General features: G+C 63.7%; 11 protein-coding genes. All 11 read right to left on the bottom strand.

Annotated features, from left to right (window positions below; genetic code table 11):
- Positions 1 to 224: 224 nt before the first annotated feature.
- The 11 genes from THSYN_RS09850 to THSYN_RS09805 all read right to left on the bottom strand — a co-directional run bounded on the left by THSYN_RS09850 (position 225) and on the right by THSYN_RS09805 (position 19,141).
- Positions 225 to 1,523 carry a restriction endonuclease subunit S gene (locus THSYN_RS09850; protein WP_100918985.1) on the bottom strand — a complete coding sequence of 433 codons (1,299 nt, stop codon included), beginning with the start codon at positions 1,521 to 1,523 and terminating at the stop codon, positions 225 to 227.
- Positions 1,524 to 1,528: 5 nt separating this feature from the next.
- Positions 1,529 to 4,234: a type I restriction-modification system subunit M gene (locus THSYN_RS09845; protein WP_100918984.1), complete on the bottom strand. Its 2,706-nt coding sequence runs from the start codon at positions 4,232 to 4,234 to the stop codon at positions 1,529 to 1,531.
- Between the two features lie 255 nt (positions 4,235 to 4,489).
- Positions 4,490 to 5,866: a hypothetical protein gene (locus THSYN_RS09840; RefSeq protein WP_100918983.1), complete on the bottom strand. Its 1,377-nt coding sequence runs from the start codon at positions 5,864 to 5,866 to the stop codon at positions 4,490 to 4,492.
- Positions 5,796 to 6,641: a hypothetical protein gene (locus tag THSYN_RS09835; protein WP_335582497.1), complete on the bottom strand. Its 846-nt coding sequence runs from the start codon at positions 6,639 to 6,641 to the stop codon at positions 5,796 to 5,798. The genes THSYN_RS09840 and THSYN_RS09835 overlap by 71 nt, the downstream gene beginning before the upstream one ends.
- Positions 6,634 to 7,074 (bottom strand): hypothetical protein, encoded by a 441-nt coding sequence (locus THSYN_RS35785; RefSeq protein ID WP_236849004.1) that lies wholly within the window; start codon positions 7,072 to 7,074, stop codon positions 6,634 to 6,636. The genes THSYN_RS09835 and THSYN_RS35785 overlap by 8 nt, the downstream gene beginning before the upstream one ends.
- Positions 7,075 to 7,191: 117 nt before the next feature.
- Positions 7,192 to 8,163, bottom strand: coding sequence for a diguanylate cyclase domain-containing protein (locus tag THSYN_RS09830; RefSeq protein WP_100918981.1), 972 nt, complete (start codon positions 8,161 to 8,163; stop codon positions 7,192 to 7,194).
- The gene (locus THSYN_RS09825; RefSeq protein ID WP_100918980.1) at positions 8,160 to 12,683 is read right to left on the bottom strand and encodes a PAS domain S-box protein; all 4,524 of its coding nucleotides are present in this window, start codon (positions 12,681 to 12,683) and stop codon (positions 8,160 to 8,162) included. The genes THSYN_RS09830 and THSYN_RS09825 overlap by 4 nt, the downstream gene beginning before the upstream one ends.
- Before the next feature lie 525 nt (positions 12,684 to 13,208).
- Positions 13,209 to 16,442: a type I restriction endonuclease subunit R gene (locus tag THSYN_RS09820; RefSeq protein ID WP_100918979.1), complete on the bottom strand. Its 3,234-nt coding sequence runs from the start codon at positions 16,440 to 16,442 to the stop codon at positions 13,209 to 13,211.
- 387 nt (positions 16,443 to 16,829) lie between these two features.
- Entirely contained in the window at positions 16,830 to 17,126 is a 297-nt protein-coding gene (locus THSYN_RS09815) for a BrnA antitoxin family protein (protein ID WP_100918978.1), read from the bottom strand.
- Positions 17,127 to 17,194: 68 nt separating this feature from the next.
- Positions 17,195 to 17,428 (bottom strand): hypothetical protein, encoded by a 234-nt coding sequence (locus THSYN_RS09810; protein WP_100918977.1) that lies wholly within the window; start codon positions 17,426 to 17,428, stop codon positions 17,195 to 17,197.
- Positions 17,429 to 18,001: 573 nt separating this feature from the next.
- Complete coding sequence (locus tag THSYN_RS09805) at positions 18,002 to 19,141, bottom strand: restriction endonuclease subunit S (protein WP_100918976.1); 1,140 nt, start codon at positions 19,139 to 19,141, stop codon at positions 18,002 to 18,004.

Below are 19,141 nucleotides of genomic sequence, written 5' to 3'. Positions count from 1 at the left end.
AAGAGTCTCCCTCTGGCTCCCACGCTCCAGCGTGGGAGCAAGTGCGGGCGCTCCGCGTCCATTGCCGAGACCGGACGCGGAGCGCCCGCGCGGCATTCCCACGCAGGAGCGTGGGAACGAGAAAACCCGCCCCGGGCCGATTTCAATTCCAGGTCGTCGCCCTCTGCCCAATACAAGCGGCCGAGGATCTCGAGGGGATCGATACAGGGCACCGCGGACATGGGTCAGGCTCCGGCCTCCAGCAGTGGCGTGACGCGGACCTTGCCGGTTAGGAGGTCTTGCATGAGGGCGGATTTGTTGCGCCGAAGTTTCACCAACGACCGCTTCAGGTCAAGCTGTGCCTCCGTCGCTGTGACAATGACGCCAAGAATCCGCTCTTGCTCGCATTTTTTTGGGATAACAATGGGTAGTGTATTGAGAGTCTTTTGGTTGATGCTCACTTGGTTCGATGCATTAACAGACGATGTAATCGCCAATCGCATCTGATGAGACAACAGCCAATGGAACACAAAACCAGGATGCACGCAATCAGTATTGAAGCGCAGCCGCAACATGTTCGACTCGTAGACCGCCGGTTCCGGAAGATCGGAAACGGCGACGGGTTTTCCGACTCCGTCCGCTGTAGCAAATACTCTTGAGACCAATAGATCACCTTCTTGTAACCCAAAGGTTTCCAGCTCAGCCGCATTGACAAAAGCACGACGCGCGAGCGCGTAGTCTAAAGTCCCGTCCCTGGTAAAAGCATTTTGTCCGATAAGAAGGGAGCCTTCCCCAATTTGTTGAGCCGGTTTATAGATGCCGTTTCGCGGCGGCATCGCGAACGCGTCGCTGAGTGACTTTAACTCCCATTCTGCCGGAATCCGCCCCAGCGGAGAGTCTTTGAAGGCGTGGGTTGCCTCCGAGCGAATGTTGCCGTGCTCGTCGATGCCGCGGGTGAGCAGGTCCTGCAGCAGGCCGGTCTTGATGCGCTGCTGCTTGGCGATGATGGCCTCGGTTTGTGAAATGGCTTTGTCGATGGTTGTAAGAATCGCGGCAATTTCAGTTTGCTCGGCAGTGCTCCGGGGTATAGAAACCTTTTCATCCTTGTATTGATCTAGTTTGAAGTTGATTATACCCGTCGTTTGCTGTTGATATTTGACAACTAAGCCGATCTGATAAAGATAATACAAAAGATAGAAAACGAAATTCGCATCAAAGCCTTTCTTGACCTTCGCGATCTCTACAAAATTTGAAGCACATCCTGAGAAATGCGAATCACAAAAGACCACTCTCCCGGCTGGCTTAGACGGTCCTCCTCCGGACTTCTCAATCAGGATGGTTCCTTTGGTCACTCGCCTAGACAAAAGGCGTGAGGGAGGGATTTCGCGGTACACGATATCTGTATAATCGATAGCACCGCTGTCTGTAAAATTTGTGGCGCGTAACACGGGCACCCCAGACTCAGGAGTGGCATCACCACCCCACTCACCGGGGATAGTGTACTCGAAGAGGCTACCTATGGATCGAACGTCGAAGTCATCCATCGTTCTTACTCCAAGTACCCCAACCCATCAAGCAGCCCATCCAACTCCCGCAAAGTGTCTGCCCGCTCCGCCTCCAAGTCCCGACTCGACACCGCATACTTGTCCCACAGGTTCTCGCAGACGGCGATCAGCCGCCGCCGAGCAGCGTTGAGATAGCGGGTCTGTTCATTGGCCACCAGGTCATAGATCTTCTTGAGGATCAAGTCCTTGGCCTCCTGCTCGGTGAGTTGACCGCCGATCTCGGCCAGCAATGAATCGGCGCGTGCACACCGACGCGCTAAAGCGGCCTTGTCCCTGGTGAGCGCGGCGATGCGCTTCTTGTCCTCGGGATCCTTCGCATCCAGCCCGGCGATCTGTTCGTCGATGCTGCGGATCAACTCCTTTGACTCGGCCTGCTCGTCCTCGGCGCCGACGCGCTTGAGTGTGAGCTTCAGATCCAACTCGAATTGCAGTTCCCGCAGCCGCTCTTTATTCGCCTTGATGCGGACCTCGACGGCCGTGATGGCATCGCGCGCGTCGATGAGCCCTTTGCGCTCCTTCGCGGCCCCGGCCCCGGCGCTGCCCTTGAGGTCGTCGATCAGGTCCTTGAGCGCCTTCTTGATCAGCGTCGCGGTGACCTTCTCGTCCTCCTCCGGCTCAAAGCCTGCGACCTCCTGGGCGGTCTCAACGGCCTCGGCCAGGGCGCCCTGGTCCTCGGCGACCTTGGCCTCCAGCAATTCGATGGCGTCGGCCTCCGGCTGGAAGAAGGCGGCGATCAGATAGGCGTCCGGGATCAGGCCATGGAACCAGCCGCTGGTGACGATGGTTTTCAGATCGTAGCGGATGGTTCGCCACCAGTTGACGAAGACCCCGGCCGACTGGAATTCGTCGAGTACGGCGAGCGGGATCAGTCGTGCCTTGAGGCTCGCGAGCAGTTCGGCGCGGACCTCCGGCAGCTTCTTGGCCCCCCCGGTCCGGGCGAACTCCAGTTGGGCGAAGTCGTCGCGCGCCTCTGACCACCAGTCGGCCAGGGCCACGTCGTGGTTAGCGAGGGTCTCAAGCAGGTTGGAATCGGACTCCAACCAGCCCTTGATGGCGGGCTTGGCGTCGATCCCGGCGCGGAAGGCGAGATAGCCCGGACGGCCCTCATCGGCCAGGGAGCGGAAGAGCGGGCTCTTGCCGTTGAGTGGGTCGATGCGGAACTGAGCAAAGTCGGCGCGGTGGGCCTCAACCTCGGCCGCCGGCACGCCGCCCAACAGATGGGCGCGCAGGTCTTCGGGCTCGGGTTCCGGGCTGTTGTCGACATAGCGGCGGATGTTGAGGTTGTAGTCGTGCCGGTCGCGGATCTCGGCCTGGTCCACCAGGCGGCTGTATTTGGGCAGTTCGCGGGCCTGGGTGAAGCAGTGGTCGATCTTCTCGATGTCCTCGGGCCTCAGCCGGTTCTGGTTCTTGCCCTCGGCATATTCGCGGTCGGCATTGATGAAGAGGACCTTGCCGCGCCTGTGATCCGGCTTGTCCTTGCGCACCACGAGTACGCAGGCGGGGATGCCGGTACCGTAGAAGAGTGCCGGGGGGAGGCTGACGATGGCCTCGATCAGGTCCTTCTCGATCAGGTGTTCGCGGATCAGCCGTTCCTTGCCGCCGCGAAAGAGCACCCCGTGGGGCATGATGGTGGCCATGCGTCCGTTGGGCTTGAGGCTGGCGATCATGTGCTGGACGAACATCAGGTCCGCCTTCTTGCCGGCCTCCGGGCAGTACTCCCAGAAGCGGTAGTCGTGGACCAGACCGGCGCGGCTGTAGTTCTGGGAGAAGGGCGGATTGGCCAGCACCCGGTCGAAGGTGCGGATGCGCCCTGCTTTCAGGATCTGGGGGTTCTCCAGGGTGTCGCCGTTCTCCACGGTGAAGCGGGTGATGTTGTGCAGGATGAGGTTGATATTGCAGATGGACCAGACAGTGCCGTTGGAGTCCTGGCCGAAGAGGTTCAGGTCGTCCTTGTCCTGGCCCTGCTCCTCGACATACTGGTGGGTCTGGATGAGGAAGCCGCCAGAGCCCACCGTGGGGTCATAGACCTCCTGGCCGGCCTGGGGCTTGACGAGCTGCACCAGCAGGCGCACCACCTCGGCCGGGGTATAGAACTCGCCGCCCTTCTTGCCGGCGCTGTCGGCGAAGTATTTGATCAGATATTCGTAGGCGGCGCCGAGCAGGTCCGGGAACTCGAAGCGGTCATTGACCAGGATGAAGCGGGGGTCGTTGAAGTGGTCGAGCAGGTCCTTCCACTTCTGGTCCGGGATCTTGGTCTTGCCGCGGGTGGCGTTGAAGTCGATGTTGCCCTTGAGCACCCCGGCCAGCACGTCGTTGGACTCCTCGATGGCCCACAGGGCCTTGTTGAGCATGGCGCCGATGTCGTGCTTGAGATGCTTGAGCGGCGGGATCTCCTGGCCCTTTTCATCGATCCAGGACGCGTTCCAGCGGGCGCGCGGCGGGACGAAGAAGGTTTCGCCGTAGGCGGTCCGGTCCTCCAGGAGGTCGAAGGCGAGGTCGTCGTCCAGGTGGGCGAGGCGCTTGCGCAACTGTGCACGCTTGAGGTCGAACTCGTCGGACAGGCGTTTCAGGAACAACATGCCGAAGATGAATTCCTTGTACTCGGAGGCGTCCATCTTGCCGCGCAGGATGTCCGCGGCCTTGAAGAGGAAGGATTCGAGTTGGGAGAGTGTGATCTTTTCCTGCTGCATCCGGGTCTGTGCCTGTCCTGCGGTCGCGATGATCGGGTTGGCCGGCCTGGGGGCCGGCGCGCGAGCCGCTATCTTGCCGCAAGGCGTCGCTCGGCGCGACCCTGCGTGGGGACCTTGGTGATAGTTCCGGCCGCCGCGAAGCGGCCAGTGCTCGTAGAAGCGCCATCCTGGCGCTTCAAAGCGGCTGGAAGCCGCTTCTACGGCCGGAACGGCGATCGAGGCCTGCGTGGGCGGCGGGACCGGCGTTGACGGCGCTCAAAACAGATCTTCGAGATTGCGGATTTTTCTTGGTGCGGGCTTGAGGGCCTTCGCCTTCTTCGGCGTCACGACCTTGGTGATTTTCGGTGCCGGGCGGGAAACCGGTGTCGCGCCCCGAGTGCCATCGGACGCTGTCGGTGCAACTGGAGTGACACCGGCAGCGAGTTCGGTGACCGCTTCCGGCTTCTCTGGTTCGGGGGCCGGCGGCGGCACATAGGCCCTGGCGATCAAGGGCCGCAGTGTCGGCTCCAGCGATTTGAGTATCTGCACCGGCAGGGCGCTGGTAAAGCGGTAGCCGACCGCGGTCGGCCCGGTCACATAGGCGGTCAATACACCGAAAAAGCGGTCGTCCATAAAGAAGGTGAACACCGCCGCGCGACTGATGACCTGGCTGGCGATGCGCCGGCCGCCGGGGCCGAAGACCTCGCGGCGATGATCGCCGGTACCGGTCTTGCCGCCGACCAGCAACGGCTTGCCGTCCGGTCCTTTGTAGGCCCCCTTGACCCGCACGGCGGTACCCTGTTCGACCACCCCCACGAGCGCGCCGCGCGCGGCCGCAGCGACTTGCGGCAACAGCACCTGCTCGCCCTCGCTCTGGGGCATCTGCAACCGCGTTTCGTATGGCGTGCCGACGGCAAAGTCGAGGCTCTCATAGCGCACCAGCGGCCGGCGTTTGCCGTCATTCAGCAGAATCCCAACGAGTTCCGCCAGCGCCGCGGGACGGTCCCCCGAGGCACCGATGGCGCTGGCATAGGATGGTGTCATGGTCTCGAAGGGGTACCCCACCCGCTTCCAGGCATCATAGATCATCATAAAGGCATCGGTTTCGAGCAGGGTCGCGATGCGCGTGTCCTGAGCGCGCCGGCGGCTGTCCTTCATCAACCAGCGATAGACCTGCTGCCGCTGCTCGCGGCTGGCGGCCACCGCCTCGCTGAAGGTGGCGTTGGGATGCTCCGCCAGGTAGCCGACCAACCAGAGTTCCAGCGGATGGATGCGCGCGAGATAGCCGCGGTCCTGCAGATCGAAATGCTCGACCGAATATTTTTGATAGAGTTCGTCGGTGTCCGACGCGGACAACGCCGGGTGCTTGGCACGCAGCCAAGCGCCGAAGGCGGCAAGGTCCCGCCGCGGGTACACCGACCGGTAGACAGTGGCCAGGCGATGCGGCAGGGGATACACGCCGTCGGTCAGCAAGGCCAAGGACTGCGCCTCGCTCTTGCCGCGATATTTTTGATAGAAACGGTGCAGATAGGTTTGCCCTTCTTTATCGACAAAGCGCTCCAGATACGCCTGCCGCATCTCATCATCGCCTTCGTCGATCCAGTGCGCTACGCCCTGCGGATTGTAGAGGTGATAATAGACCAGATCGCGCATCAGCCAGTGGTCCGGCGTAATTGTCAGCCTGAACGCGCAGCCGGTTGCCTGCCGGCCCGCGCTCAAACAGCATCAGACTGTAGACGATGGGCTCCAAACTGCTTGCGGGATTGAGCAGGCGGCCGCCGATCACGGCGGCCGCGCGCGCCTGCTCGGGCCGCCGCAGTTGGTGCAAGGCATCGGTCACGGCCCGCTGGGTCGGAAGGTCGAGCGTCGCGCGCGCGGTCAGATCGAGCCGATCCAGATCATAGAGCCGATCCAGCCCCAAGGCGGCGGCGAGCCGGGCGCGCCAGACGCTTCTCGTCTTGCCGTCGTCGGCGAACGCCGCCAGGACCGGCACCGGGTACGCCGCAGGATCGGTCCTGACCCGCAGCGCGGCATCGCGCAATGCCCCACTGATGACCCCGCGTGCGGCCAACAGACGTAAATGGCTGTCGGCCAGGGTTTGCAGGTCGGCATGTCCCTCGCGCAGATACCAGGAGGGACGGCGCTGGGAGAGCAACAGGCACAAGACCTGACGATAGGCACGGGCCTGCGGCTCGGTGACCCCGGCGGCGCCTTGGTCGGCACCGAAACTGCCGGAGGTCAGCAGCGCGTTGACGGTGTCGAAGTCGACCCCGAACCAGGCCCACAGACCGTCACCGAGACCATGCACCTCGCCATAACGGGGCACGGCGGCGAGCGGCATGGCATTCAGATAGTTGAGTGCGATGGCGCGCCGCGCCTCCAGGGTCTGCGGTCCCCCGAGGTAGGCCCGCAATGAGGCGCTACCCATCTGGCGAAATTTTTCCGGCACGGAGCCGGTGCGACCGCCGCCGGAATGGCGGAACTTTTCGGTCTGGGTAGCGAGCGTAGAGCCGCAGCCCGGCTTGGCTCTTCTCAGGATAGGCGGCGTTGAAACCCCAATCCATCGCCCGCAGCAGCGTCGGCGAGAGGCGCGCCTGCGCGGCAATCGCGAACCCCTCCGCCTTAAGCCGTGGCAAGAAGTCCGGCAGTTGCGCATAACCCAGCCGCTGATCGTAGGGTCCGCCAGTCGGATAACGGATGGTCGGGCTGGATCCCGGTTCCACCTGAAAGCGCATCCGGTCAACGATGGCGGAGAAGTAGCGCGCCTGCAACTCGGAGGTCCTCATCTCCTGGGCGACAAAGTAGGCACCGCTGGCCAACGACGCCGCCGCCGCCCCCCACACCAGGGTCTTGAGAAACATCGCACCGACCTCCCGTGTGTCGTATATTTCCTGTTTTCGTCCTTTCCCCTGAATATTAGACTATTGTCGGCGAGGATCAAGCCTGTCAGGGCGCTACGCTGACAGCGCCCGGCGGGATCAGCAGTGCGCCCCGGGCTCGTCCACGCAGACCCGATCCCTGCCCGCGGCCTTGGCGGCATAGAGCGCCCGGTCGGCCCGTGTGAGCAAGGCCGCGATGCACTCCAGGCCCGCGGCGCCGTCCGCGGCAGGCGCCTTGGTCGCCTGGGGGCCTGGAAGGGTCGGCACCGGCCGCGGCACGCCGCTGGCGACCCCGATGCTCACCGTGACCTGGCGCGCCGCGTCGGACCCCGCGTGGGGCAGGTCCAGGGCGCGGACCGCGGCGCAGACCCGGGCGCCCAGCGCGGCGGCCGCCGCCAGGCAACTGCCGGGCAACAGCACCGCGAACTCCTCACCCCCGTAGCGGGCCGCGAGTTCGCCGGCGCGGGTGACCGTGTCGGCCAGGGCCTGCGCCACCCGGCGCAGACAAGCGTCGCCTTGGAGGTGGCCGTAGTGGTCGTTGTAGCGCTTGAAGTGGTCGATATCGATCATCAGCAGGCCGAGCGGCTGCCCCCGCCGCGCGGCCCGCCGCCACTCCTGGTCCAGCCGGTCATCCAGGGCGCGACGGTTGGCGATCCCGGTCAGGGGGTCGCGGTCGCTCAGGACGCGCAAGGCCGCGTTCAGGGCGCGCAGTTGCAGGTGCACGCCGACCCGGGCGCGGACCACCGGCGGCTTGATGGGCTTGTGAATGAAGTCGACGGCCCCGGCCGCGAGTGCCTGGACCTCGTGCCCCTCCTCGCCGTAGGCCGTGACGAAGATCACCGGGAGGTCCGGATAGTCCTGCCGCAGGATCCGGCAGGTCGCGAAACCGTCCAGGTCCGGCATGTTGGCATCGAGCAGGACCAGGTCGGCCGGGTCATTCGCCATGAGGGACAGGGCCTCTGCCCCGCTGGTGGCAAAGCACAGTTCCCCGAGCCCCGCCAGCGCATGGGCCACCACCTCGATGGCCGCGGGATCATCATCGACGATCAGGATTCTGGCGGTCGCCGTCACGGGTTGGTCTCCTGCACGGTGTCACGATTGGGGCCCGCCGCGGCCTCATCCAAGGCGGCGAGCGCCTGCGCGTAGCGCAGGCCATGGATGGCACCGCCGAGCGCCTCGGCACCGGCCTCGCCCAGCGCGCCCGCGAGCGCCGGTCGCAGGTCCTCGAAGCCCTGCCGGGCCTTCAGGTTGCGGCGACGCAGGTCCTCGCGCAGCGCGGCGAGGCGCTCGGCGTCCAGGGGCGGCGGCGCTCCGGCCGACGCCGGTGTCCCGGGCGTGGCGGCCTCCCGCCAGGGCACGCTGGCCGCCAGCAGGTCCGCGACCTGGCGGCCAAGGGCGGCGAGCCGCCCCTCCAGTCCCGTCTCGCCCCCGTCGATGGCCGCCTCCAGTGCCCCGGCCAGGGCCGCGAGGTCCGCGGCCCCGAGTTGGCCTGCCCCCGCCCGCAGGTTGTGCATCCGCCGGGCGGCACTCGCCCGCTCGCCCTGGGCCAGGTCACGGACCGTGCGGTCGGCGGTCTGCCCATGTTCGTCGGCGAACCACCCCAGCGCCCGGAGAAACAGGTCGCGGTCAGGCATCAGGTACCCGGCCCGCGCCCGGTCGATGCCCTCGATGTCAGGGAGTCCCGCGACCGCGTCCTGGCCGCGGACCGGCGCGGCGGCGGGGATTGGCGCGCCAGGCGCCGCCGCGGTATCGGCGTCGGGCGCCGCTGACCTCGGCTTGACCCAGTTCAACAGCACGGCCGTCAGTTGCTCCAGGTCCAGTGGTTTGGGCAGGAAGGCGTTGACGCCGGCCGCGCGGGCGGCCTCCCGCTCTTCGGCCAAGACGCCGGCGGTGAGGGCGATCACGGGCAGGTCCGTGAGGCCCAACTCAGCGCGGATCAGACGGGTGGCGGTGAGGCCGTCCATGACCGGCATTCGCACGTCCATCAGCACCGCGTCGAAGACCCCGGGCCGGCTGCTCAAGACCTGCAGGGCCTGCTGGCCGTCGGCCGCCAGGGTGGCGGTGGCGCCTTCCAGTGCCAAGGCCCGCTCGACCAGGTCCCGGTTCATGGCGCTGTCGTCGACCAACAGAAAATGCGCCCCGGCCAGGCGCGGCGCGGTGGGCCGCAACACCGCCCCCCCGAGCGGCGCGACCGGGGCCAGGACCCCGTCAGCGGCGCTCGCCCGCGCCAATGACAACTCGAACAAGAAGGTGCTGCCCTCGCCCACCCGGCTCGCGACGCCGATCTCGCCGCCCATCAGGGCCACCAGGCGCTTGCTGATGGCCAGGCCGAGCCCGGTGCCGCCGAAGCGGCGCGTAATGCCCTCCTCGGCCTGGGTGAAGGGGGTGAAGAGCCGCTCCAGCGCCTCCGCGGCGATGCCGATGCCGGTATCCTGTACCCTGAAGCGCAGGCGCACGGCCGCCGGCTCGGTCCGCAGCAGGCGCACCGCGAGGGTCACCTGCCCCCGCTCGGTGAACTTGACGGCGTTGCCGATCAGGTTGAGCAACACCTGCTCCAGTCGCAGGGCATCGCCCAGCAGGGCACCCGGCACCGCCGGCGCCGCCGCGACCCGCAAGACGAGCCCCTTGGCCCGGGCGCCCGGCGCCATCATGGTGTCGATTCGCTCCAGCAGCGCCCCCAGCACGAAGGGGCGCGGCTCCAGGCGCAACTGCTCGGCCTCGATCTTGGACAGGTCGAGGATGTCGTTGATGATGACCAGCAGCGACTGCCCGGCGGTCTGGATGCGCCCGACCATGTCGCGCTGAGTGGGGGTGAGCGGCTCGCGGTTCAGCACCTGCGCCAGGCCCAGCACGACATTCATCGGGGTGCGGATCTCGTGGCTCATGTGGGCCAGGAACTCGCCCTTGGCCCGGTTGGCGGTCTCGGCGGCGTCCCGCGCCTGCGCCAGCTCCCGCTCGGCGTGCTTGCGGTCGGTGATGTCCTGGACCTGGGAGATGAAATACCGGGGTTGCCCTTGGGCATCGCGTACCAGTGACGAGGCAACCTCGCCAATAATGAGCCGGCCCTGACGGTGGCGATAGCGCTTTTCAAAGGACGCGCTGTCGCCGGTGCCGTGCACCGCATGATCGATAAACTGCGGACTCAGACCCAGGTCGTCGGGATACGCCAGGTCATTGACGGTCATCCCCTCCAGTTCGGCCTTGGCGTAACCGAAGATGGCGGTCATCTTGTCATTGACCTGAAAGAGCCGGCCCCCGAGGTCCACCAGACACATACCGGTATTGGCATTGTCGAAGGCCAGGCGGAATTTCTCCTCGCTTTCGCGCAGCGCCTCCGCAGCCCGGCGGCGCTCGGTCACGTCCTGTATCAGCGCCACGAAATACTCGGGTCTGGTGTCCGGCCCGCGGATACAGGCGACGCTGATGTCCGTGGGCACCACCCGGCCATCGGCCCGCACAAAGCGCTTTTCCAGTGAATAGCTGTCGCGCTCGCCGCGCAAGACGCGCTCGAACTCGGCGACATCGGCCGCCAGATCATCGGGATGGGTGAGTTCCGTCCAGGTCTTGCGCCGCAGCTCGTCGCGCGTATAGCCCAGGATGGTGCACAGCCGGTCATTGATCTCCAGCCAGCCCTTGTCCAGCGAGGTGACGGCAATACCGACCAGCGGTTGCTCGAAATAGCTGCGCAGCCGTGCCTCGCTTTGCCGCAGTTCGGTCTCCGCCTGCTTGCGCACGGTGATGTCGAAGAACGAAACCAGCAGCAGGTCATCCAGGGTAGTCGCACGGATGACGGCATCCCGCGCGGTGCCGTCCTTGCAGATGATCCGGTACTCCCGCGAATCGACCTCACCCCGCTGCGAGATCGCCGTCGCCACCGCGGCGTCCCACCAGTCCATGGCGCCCCGGCGGTAGTCCTCATCGGGATAGGCGCGCCGGGCCCAGTCCTGCACGCGGGGAATGTCCGCCAGCGTGTACCCGAAGGTCTGCACGAATTGTTCGTTCAGGTAGGTCACCCTGGAATCGGGCTCCAAGGTGGACGCCGCAATCGCGGTGGGGATGTAGTCCAGCATCCGGCGCGTGCGGCGCTCATTGTCCTGCACCCGCGTCTGCGCCGCCGCGAGTTCCGCCGTACGCGCCGCGACCCGCCGCTCCAGTTGCTGGTTTTGTCCGGCCAGTTCCCCTTCGGCGACCCGCAGGGTCTGGTTGAGTTGGTGCAGTTCGCCGAAGGCATCGCGCAACCGCAGGGTCATCTTGCCATAAGATTCACCCAACTCACGCAGATCCCGGATCGGCGCGGGCGGGAGCGACTGCGCGAAATCACCCTCGGCCAGGCGCCGGGTCGCCGCGGTCAACTGTCTCAAGGGGCGGCTGATCGCGTCGGCGGCCACCAGACCGAGCAGCACGGCGATCACGAGTGTCAGGCCGGCGAGCAGGACGGGGCGGTGCAGGTGGGCGGCGATCAGGTCAGTGAAGTCCCGCCGGGGCGCGATGACCAGGGTCAGCCAGTCCGGGTGGCTCAACTCCGGGACGGCCGCGGCGACCTGGGCGAGGTAACGCTGCCCATTGAAAGCGAAATCGAACCTCAGCGGGACCCGCAACTGCCCCAGCGCCGGTTGCAGCGCCGAGAGGTGCCGGGCCGCCTCGCGGGTCACCGCATCGGTGCTGGCGCTCGCCGCCAGGCGCCGGGTCTCCACCGCGACGTTTTGCCCGTGTTCGGTGCGTGCCCGGCTGTCGAAGGGCGTCTCACCGGTGGAGGTGGCGACCAACAGCCCGTCACGGTCGAGGAGCAAGGCGCGCCCGTGGGCACTGACCTGCAGACCCTGCAGGAACTCGCCGATACCGGACAGGGTCATGCCGGCGACCAGCACGCCCTGCGCCACGCCCCGGCCGTCATCGAAGGGCAGGGCATAAAAGGTGATCAGTGCCGGGTGATCCTGCCCCTTGGCCAGGCTCACCGACAGGCGCCAACTGCCCTGTCCGCTCTCGCGCACGGCCGGATACCAGGGCTTGCCGGGCGGGTCGTTATGGGGGTCGTAGTTGTCGCGCGACTCGATCAGTTCACCCGGCCGACCGTCCGCGTCGGCCCGAAAATGATGCAGGCGGTAACCGGTGGCGGCGTCACAGCGGCGAATGATCAGGGCGTCCGGCCCGCCGCGTGCCAGCATCAGCATGTCCCGCCGGGCGGAGACCAGACCGATGCTGTCCACCCCGGGGAACAGGCCCAGTTGGGCGGCGAAATGCCCCTGGAGCCCCGCGGTATCGTCCGCCGCGAGCCGGCCCTGTCGGATCAGCACCGCGTTGGTCTCGACGATGTTGCGCAGCCCTGACAGATACCAGGCCAGGCGTTGGTCGACACGGGCGCCGATCTCGGCCATCAACTGGTTGGCCAGGGTGGTCACGGCCTGCCGGCCGGCCTGATAAGACAGCATGCCCACCGTGCCCGCGGCGCCGATCGCGAGTAAGGTGAAGGTGGCGACCAGGAGGGTCCGCAGCGAGACCTTGGCCGCGAGCGCCGTGACCCATGCCCCGCGGCCGGTGCAGGGGCGTCCGGCGGGAGGCGGCGCGGGCGTGGCGGGGACTGTCACGGTCATGGCGGTCGATGATGCCGGAACGGATCGGAAGCCGTGCAGGATACCCCATTGGAGCGCGGGGCGAGCGGCGGGGCACGGGTGCGATCGGAACTGATGTGCCGACCGAGATTCCGGGTCCACTGTCCTGGTCGTTGTCGTTGTCGTTGTCGTTGTCGTGATCGGACTCTTCGATTACGACAACGACAACGACGCCCGGTCCACGAGAAGGTCCGGTCCCTGTAGCCTACGCATCGCGTACCCGGCCCCAGAGGTTGCCGCGGCTCGGTGGGTACGCGATGCGTACCCTAGGGGATCGGCGTCAAAACACCAGTTCTGACCGCACCCGCGCACCCGCGGGAGCGGGAGCACGCAAGCCGCGGCCTTGATCGTCGTTCCAGCCGCAGGGGACAAGAGGTCGAGGCTTTAGCCGGTCGAGGGCGCGTCAGCGCGCCCCGGGTCCGGCTAAAGCCTCGACCTCCGGTGTGAGACCGCGGGGCAGCGGCCGAAACGATGATCAAGCCCACCGCCGCGGCCGAAGGGCCCGGGTCAGGCCGCCCACTTGCGGTGGTTGATGGCAAGATCGAGCGTGAGCTCAAAGACCCGGTCGCGCTTCTGCGTAAAGAGGTCCTTGTCGTAACCCTGGTCTGGAAGGTGCAGATCGAGCACCTTGCCGACCTCGTCGCGGACGGCCAGCCGGGTTTGGCTGTCCTTGAACCAGTCCTGCACCAGGACCTTGGGGGCGTCCCCGGTCAGGCGCCGCAGCAGCGCCTTGGCCGCGAGGCGCACCCGCTGCTCTTCTTCCTTGGTCATCTTGTCCTTGCACAGCAGGTCGTAGAGCTCCAGTTCGTCTTCGGTGAGCCCCATCCGGACGTGCCGTTCCTCCTCCTCCCGGAGTGCCTGGGTGAATCGCAACAACGCGGCATAGTCCGCATCGGCCGAGGTGCTCCCGGCGTTGTAGGTGTCGATGATCGCCTGCAGGCGTTGCGCAAAGTCCCGCCGGGTGAGGTTCTGCTTCATCATGTCGGCGAGTTTCTGTTCGAGGAAGGCCCGCAGGTCGGCGATCTTGATATTCTTGTAGGCGGTCTTCCCGAACTCCTCCCTGAGCTTGTCGAAGTCGATCGTACTCAGGTCCCAGGACCTGCCCTGTTGCCGAATCATGAAGGCCGGACCGGACTCCTTGGCCTGCGTATAGCCCGCGTCATCGACGACGACACTCTCATCCAGCAGTTCGCCGATCCTGCGCACGGCAGAGTCCACATCCTGCTGCTGGACGATCCCATCGACCACACCCCGCAGGTATTGAAAGACTGCAACGGTCCGGACCACGGGCTGGCCCAGGACCTCCGGCTTCGCGGCCTCGTAGAGACCGGTGATGGTGTTTTCGTAGACGCTGAAGGACTTGCGATACTCGTCCTTATACAGCAGCGCATTGGCCCAGTCCGCAAAAAGCCCGACCTTCTGGAAGACGTCGCGGCCCTCGAGCGCCCTGTCGATCGGGATATTGATGGACGCGCAGAAGGCGCGGCCTTGGTCGATGGCCTCATCGAGCAGGCGGAAGATCTCCGTTTTGTCCTTGACGGACGCCGCGCCCTCCCCTTCATCGCCCTCACCGTAGTCCTTCAGCGCCTTCTTCAGGCGCCCGAAGACCCCGTAATAATCAACGATCTCGCCGTTCTTCTTCTCGACCCCGCCGATCCTGTACGCGCACACCCGATTGGCGCGGGCGATGGTCTGCATCAGGGTGTGGCCCTGTTGCGGCTTGTCGAGATAGAGGGTCGAGACCGTGGGCGCATCGAAGCCGGTGAGCCACATGGCACAGACGAAGACGAGTTGGAGCGGGTCCTGCTGGTCCTTGAAGTTGTATTCGAGGTCGTGGCCGTTCGGGTCGACCTGATCCATCCGCTTGCGGTGCGGGTGGATATCCAGCCCCTGTTGGTCGAACTTCTCCTCCTCGCCGTTCTCCGCGCTGACCACCACGGCCATCTCGACCCTGCGCATATAGTCAACCATTCGCTTCAGGCGTGCCGCCAGCAGTTCGTCCGGTGTCTGCTTAAGCCGGCCGCGCAGCGCCTTGATCTCCTCCTTCCATAACCGCTGGACCTTGTCGTACATCGTCACCGCGGTGAACTTGTCCACGGCGATGACCATGCCCTTGCCGAGATAGCCCCGTCGGGGGAAATGGTAGACGATATCCTTGGCAATAGTCTCTAGCCGGTCATCGCGTTTGATGACCTCCAGTTCGCTGGCAAAGCGCTGTTCAAGCTTCGCCTGCGCGACCGGATCGAGGTTTTCGTCCTCGAGGATCTCGTAGAACTCGGCGCTCAGGTCGTCGTTCTGGTTCTGCACCTGCGGCACACGCTTACTGTAGAACAGCGGCACGGTCGCGCCGTCGTTCATCGACTGGCTGAAGTTGTACTCCGAGACATAGTCGCCGAACCACTCATTGGTCTTGCGGGCGCGCCCGAGCAGCGGGGTGCCGGTGAAGGCGATATACTGGGCATTGGGCAGCCCCGTCCGCATGTTCTCCGCCAGTGATTTGTATTGGGTGCGGTGGGCCTCGTCGATGATCACGATGATATCGTCACGGTCCGAAAGCAGGGGATACTGTGTGCCCTTGGACCAACGGAACTTCTGGATCAGGGTGAAGACCAGTCGCTTGTTCTGGCCCAGGAAGGCGCGCAGTTGCTCGCTGTCCTTGGGCTGAGCGGTATCGGCCTGGCGGACGGTGCCCGTATTGAGGAAGTTGCGGTAGATCTGGCCGTCGAGGTCATCGCGGTCGGTGACGACCAGAAAGCTGAAATTGCCCCGGCACTTGCGGAGGATTTTCCGGACATAGAAGATCATGGAGAAGCTCTTGCCCGAGCCCTGGGTGTGCCAGAAGACACCGAGCCGGCCGCCGCGCCCCTCGCGGTGAAGAAAGGTCTCATAGGCCCGGTTCACGCCGATGAACTGGTGGTTCTGGGCGATGATCTTCTGGGTATCCTTGTGGTACAGGATGAAGTTCTCGATATAGTCGAGCAGCCTGTCCTTGGGGCAGAGACCGGCGAGGAACCGCTCGGCGCTGGTGCCCGCCGCGGCGATCTGCTCGCGTCTGTCCTTCTCCTTTTCATCCTCGGGGCGCAGCCAATGGAAGAAGTGCTCCCACTCGGCGGTCAGGCTGCCGACGCGGGTCTCGATGGCGTTGGAAAAGACGCAAAATGCATTGGTGAGAAAGAGTTGTGGGATCTCCGCCCTGTAGTTGGTCAGGTTGTCGTCGTAGGCGCACCTGAGTTTGACGTTGGAGTTCTTCAACTCGATGAAGACCAGGGGCAGTCCGTTGACATACAGCAGGAGGTCCGGACGGCGAAAGCCCCGCTCGCCCAGAATCCAGAGCTGGCTGACGGCCAGAAACTGGTTGGCCGCGGGGTTGGCGAAGTCGATGATCCTGACCCGCTCCGTCCGGGTGCGGCCCTGCGCGTCCTTGAACTCGACCTGCACCCCGTTGCGGATCAGGTCATCGAACGCCCGGTTGGCGGCGATGGCGGATTGCGCCTCACGCTTGTCGCACAGTTGCCTGATGGCGTCGTCGATGGCGGACTCGGGAATGTCCCGGTTCAGGTCGATCACCGCCGCCCGCAGCCGGTCATACAGGATGACCTCGCGCTTGTCGGTCCGTCCCGAGCCGTCGTTGAGATCGGCCGGATCGGCGGTGAAGCAGATCAGGGCATCGTAGCCGTAGAGCAACTGCAGGTGTTGCAGCATGGCCGCTTCGATCTCGTCCTCGGAAATGAAGTTCGGCATAAACCGCGTCCTGGGTGATGGGTGGGGTTTCGGTGACGGCGAGCCTTTCAGCGATCAGGGGCATTGTCGCTGACGCGGCTCATATTTCAAGAGAAATAGGTGTCCCGTAGGGTCCGCTGTGCGGACCAACGGCCGCGACACCCTGCGGTTCACGATGCGAATGTTGCGAAATTTTTTGACAGGATTAACAGGATTTACAAGATTGAAAACGAATAACATCTTGTAAATCTTGTTAATCCTGTCTAAATATCTTGGCTTTGCACGCGCCGTACGGTGCGGGACCGCCCCCCGTAAGACCTCATTCCTGCCGATGCTGGCGGGAACGACGATCAAGGCCCCATTCGCGGTACGAAGTTTTTCGGAAATCGCCTTATCCACCCTACGCACTCAGTCCCGACGATCGTCCCGATGTGACGCCAACTCCTCGCCGACTACCCGGCGCAGCCTGTCCTCCATGTGCTCGTCATCCATCGCACGATGCAGCGCTTGATTGATCAGTATCTCATAGCTCTGCGTGCCGGCCTTGGCTTTGAAAAACGCGATGACCGAGGCGTCCAATCTGATGGAAACCTGTTCGGTGCCCAGTCGCTCACCGACGGCCGTTGCGAATTCCTCGCGGCTGACATCCTTGAGCCCGACCCGGAGACGGGGCTCAGAGGTAGGAGAAGAAGTCTTCGATTTCATTCGTGTCACGCCATGTAAATTCCATCGGGTGCTCTGTCTATAGTGGATAGACTTCAATGGAACCTGGTTCAGTTGTGAGGTAACGCCTGACTCAGCCGCAGGGCGACGGAGTCCTGGATGAAGACCGGCTTGAAGCAAGTTGCGGGATACAGGTAATGATCACCCGAGTCATCGATGATACGAATCATTCCATGTCCGGCGTTCCTCTCGACCACTTCATAGAGACGGCCGACCTGAATGTCATCACCGCAGACATCGCCCAGGTCTTCTTTTTGAACGCAAACCACGAAATCCGGAGCCATTTTTTCTTGATCCTCTCACGGAGACACGGAGGCACAGAGAAGAAGCTAACATCAGGGCCTTAGATCTCTGCGACTAAGGCCCGGAACCGCCCAGGCAGGCGCTGGTACTGCACGATGCAAGTGCTCGGACCATTGACGCCACCGCGGCCGTAGGGTGCGCCGTGCGCACCCTGGCGCCAACCGAAACCCTGGCCACGGCGATCAACCGCAGCATCTCAAGGTGCCCACGGCGCACCCTACGCCAATGGTCCGGGCAATCGCGTTAAGTGGTACCAGGCATTGGCACGATCAAGACCTTGCACCTCGTCATGGGCGCCGAGTTTCTTATCAGGGATCTTTTCTTTGTGTCTCCGTGTCTCCGTGAGAGAAATTCTTCTTTTTTAAGATATGGGTCAGGGGATGGCCCAGGCCGGGCTTGATCATCGTTTCGGCCGCTGCCCCGAGGTCTCACACCGGAGGTCGAGGCTTTAGCCGGACCCGGGGCGCGCTGACGCGCCGTCGACCGGCTAAAGCCTCGACCTCCTGTCCCCCTGCGGCCGGAACGACGATCAAGGCCCCCAGGCCCGCCCCCGCTCACCCTGAGGCATCGCCCCGATCCTGCCCCTTGGCGCCTTCGCACATGCTGGGCGGGAACTGGATGTCGAGGTCTGCAACCGAGAGCTTGCCGGAGATCAGGCGGGGGAGGAGGAGGTCGCGTGTCTTGGTGAGGTTTATGTTTTCCTGCCGAAAATTCTCGGCCTGCTTGTGAATCGGGTCGACGATCCTATCAAATTGCTGTTGAAGATTCTTATCAGGAACCACCATCGGTATGCCGTTCACATGATTCCGATTGAGGGTCGGGATTCCAGCCCCGGAATTGAACTTCTCAAGGCCCATATTTTTGAGCGTATAGTAGACCAGAAAGGGCGAGTTGCCGAAAAACTTTCGGACGTAGAGCACGGTATTCAAGGGCCATGCCCTCGTGTGAGTCATCAATACGTCACCAAGGCTACCTGATCGCCCTGTAGTGATTACGGGGGGTTCGACTTTGTAATGTTTGTGGAATGTCTTGACTGATGTCGATGCGACGACTGGATAGGGGCCTTCTTCCACGAGATCGTTCGGTAGATCGTAACCACGCTTCAGCATACAGAAGTCACCGAATCTCTTACGCTCCCATCCCTCCGGCATACCTCTGATAATCCTGCCATTTTGATGATCAGGAAAGCGCATACGGACAAACCATTCGTGGTAAATCTCGTCGCCCATTTTTTCGAGTAGGACGATACGGCGTTTGTTTGTGTCAATCAGGTCGTCGTACACCGTTAAGATTCCGGCGATCTTGCGCTGGAAAAAAAGCGGTGGAATACTTACAGATAATTTGTGTAGATGATTTTGGTTTAGTGTAGGCACACCAGCTCCCGAATTAAAGTTCTCCAGGCGCATGGTTTCGAGAAAATATGCTACGAATTTTTCATTGTTACCCTTGAAATCCTTGACATATAGAGATGTATTCAGCGGCCAGAAACGACCGGGCAAATACTGCACCTTCCCTAATGAACCCGATCGTCCTGTAACTACTCCTGGCCCTTCAACTTTAAATGCCTTGTGGAATGCGGCGATAGATGTGCTTGCTACAACCGGATAAGGCCCATCTTCGATCTGATGGCTCGGAAGATCAAATCCACGATTTAGCCTGGCAAGGTCATCAAACACCGTCTCCTTCCATTTCAT

This window comes from Candidatus Thiodictyon syntrophicum (assembly GCF_002813775.1).
Lineage (GTDB): Bacteria > Pseudomonadota > Gammaproteobacteria > Chromatiales > Chromatiaceae > Thiodictyon > Thiodictyon syntrophicum.
The sequence above is the reverse complement of the archived record's forward strand: the minus strand, read 5'-3'. Positions and strand labels throughout refer to the sequence as shown.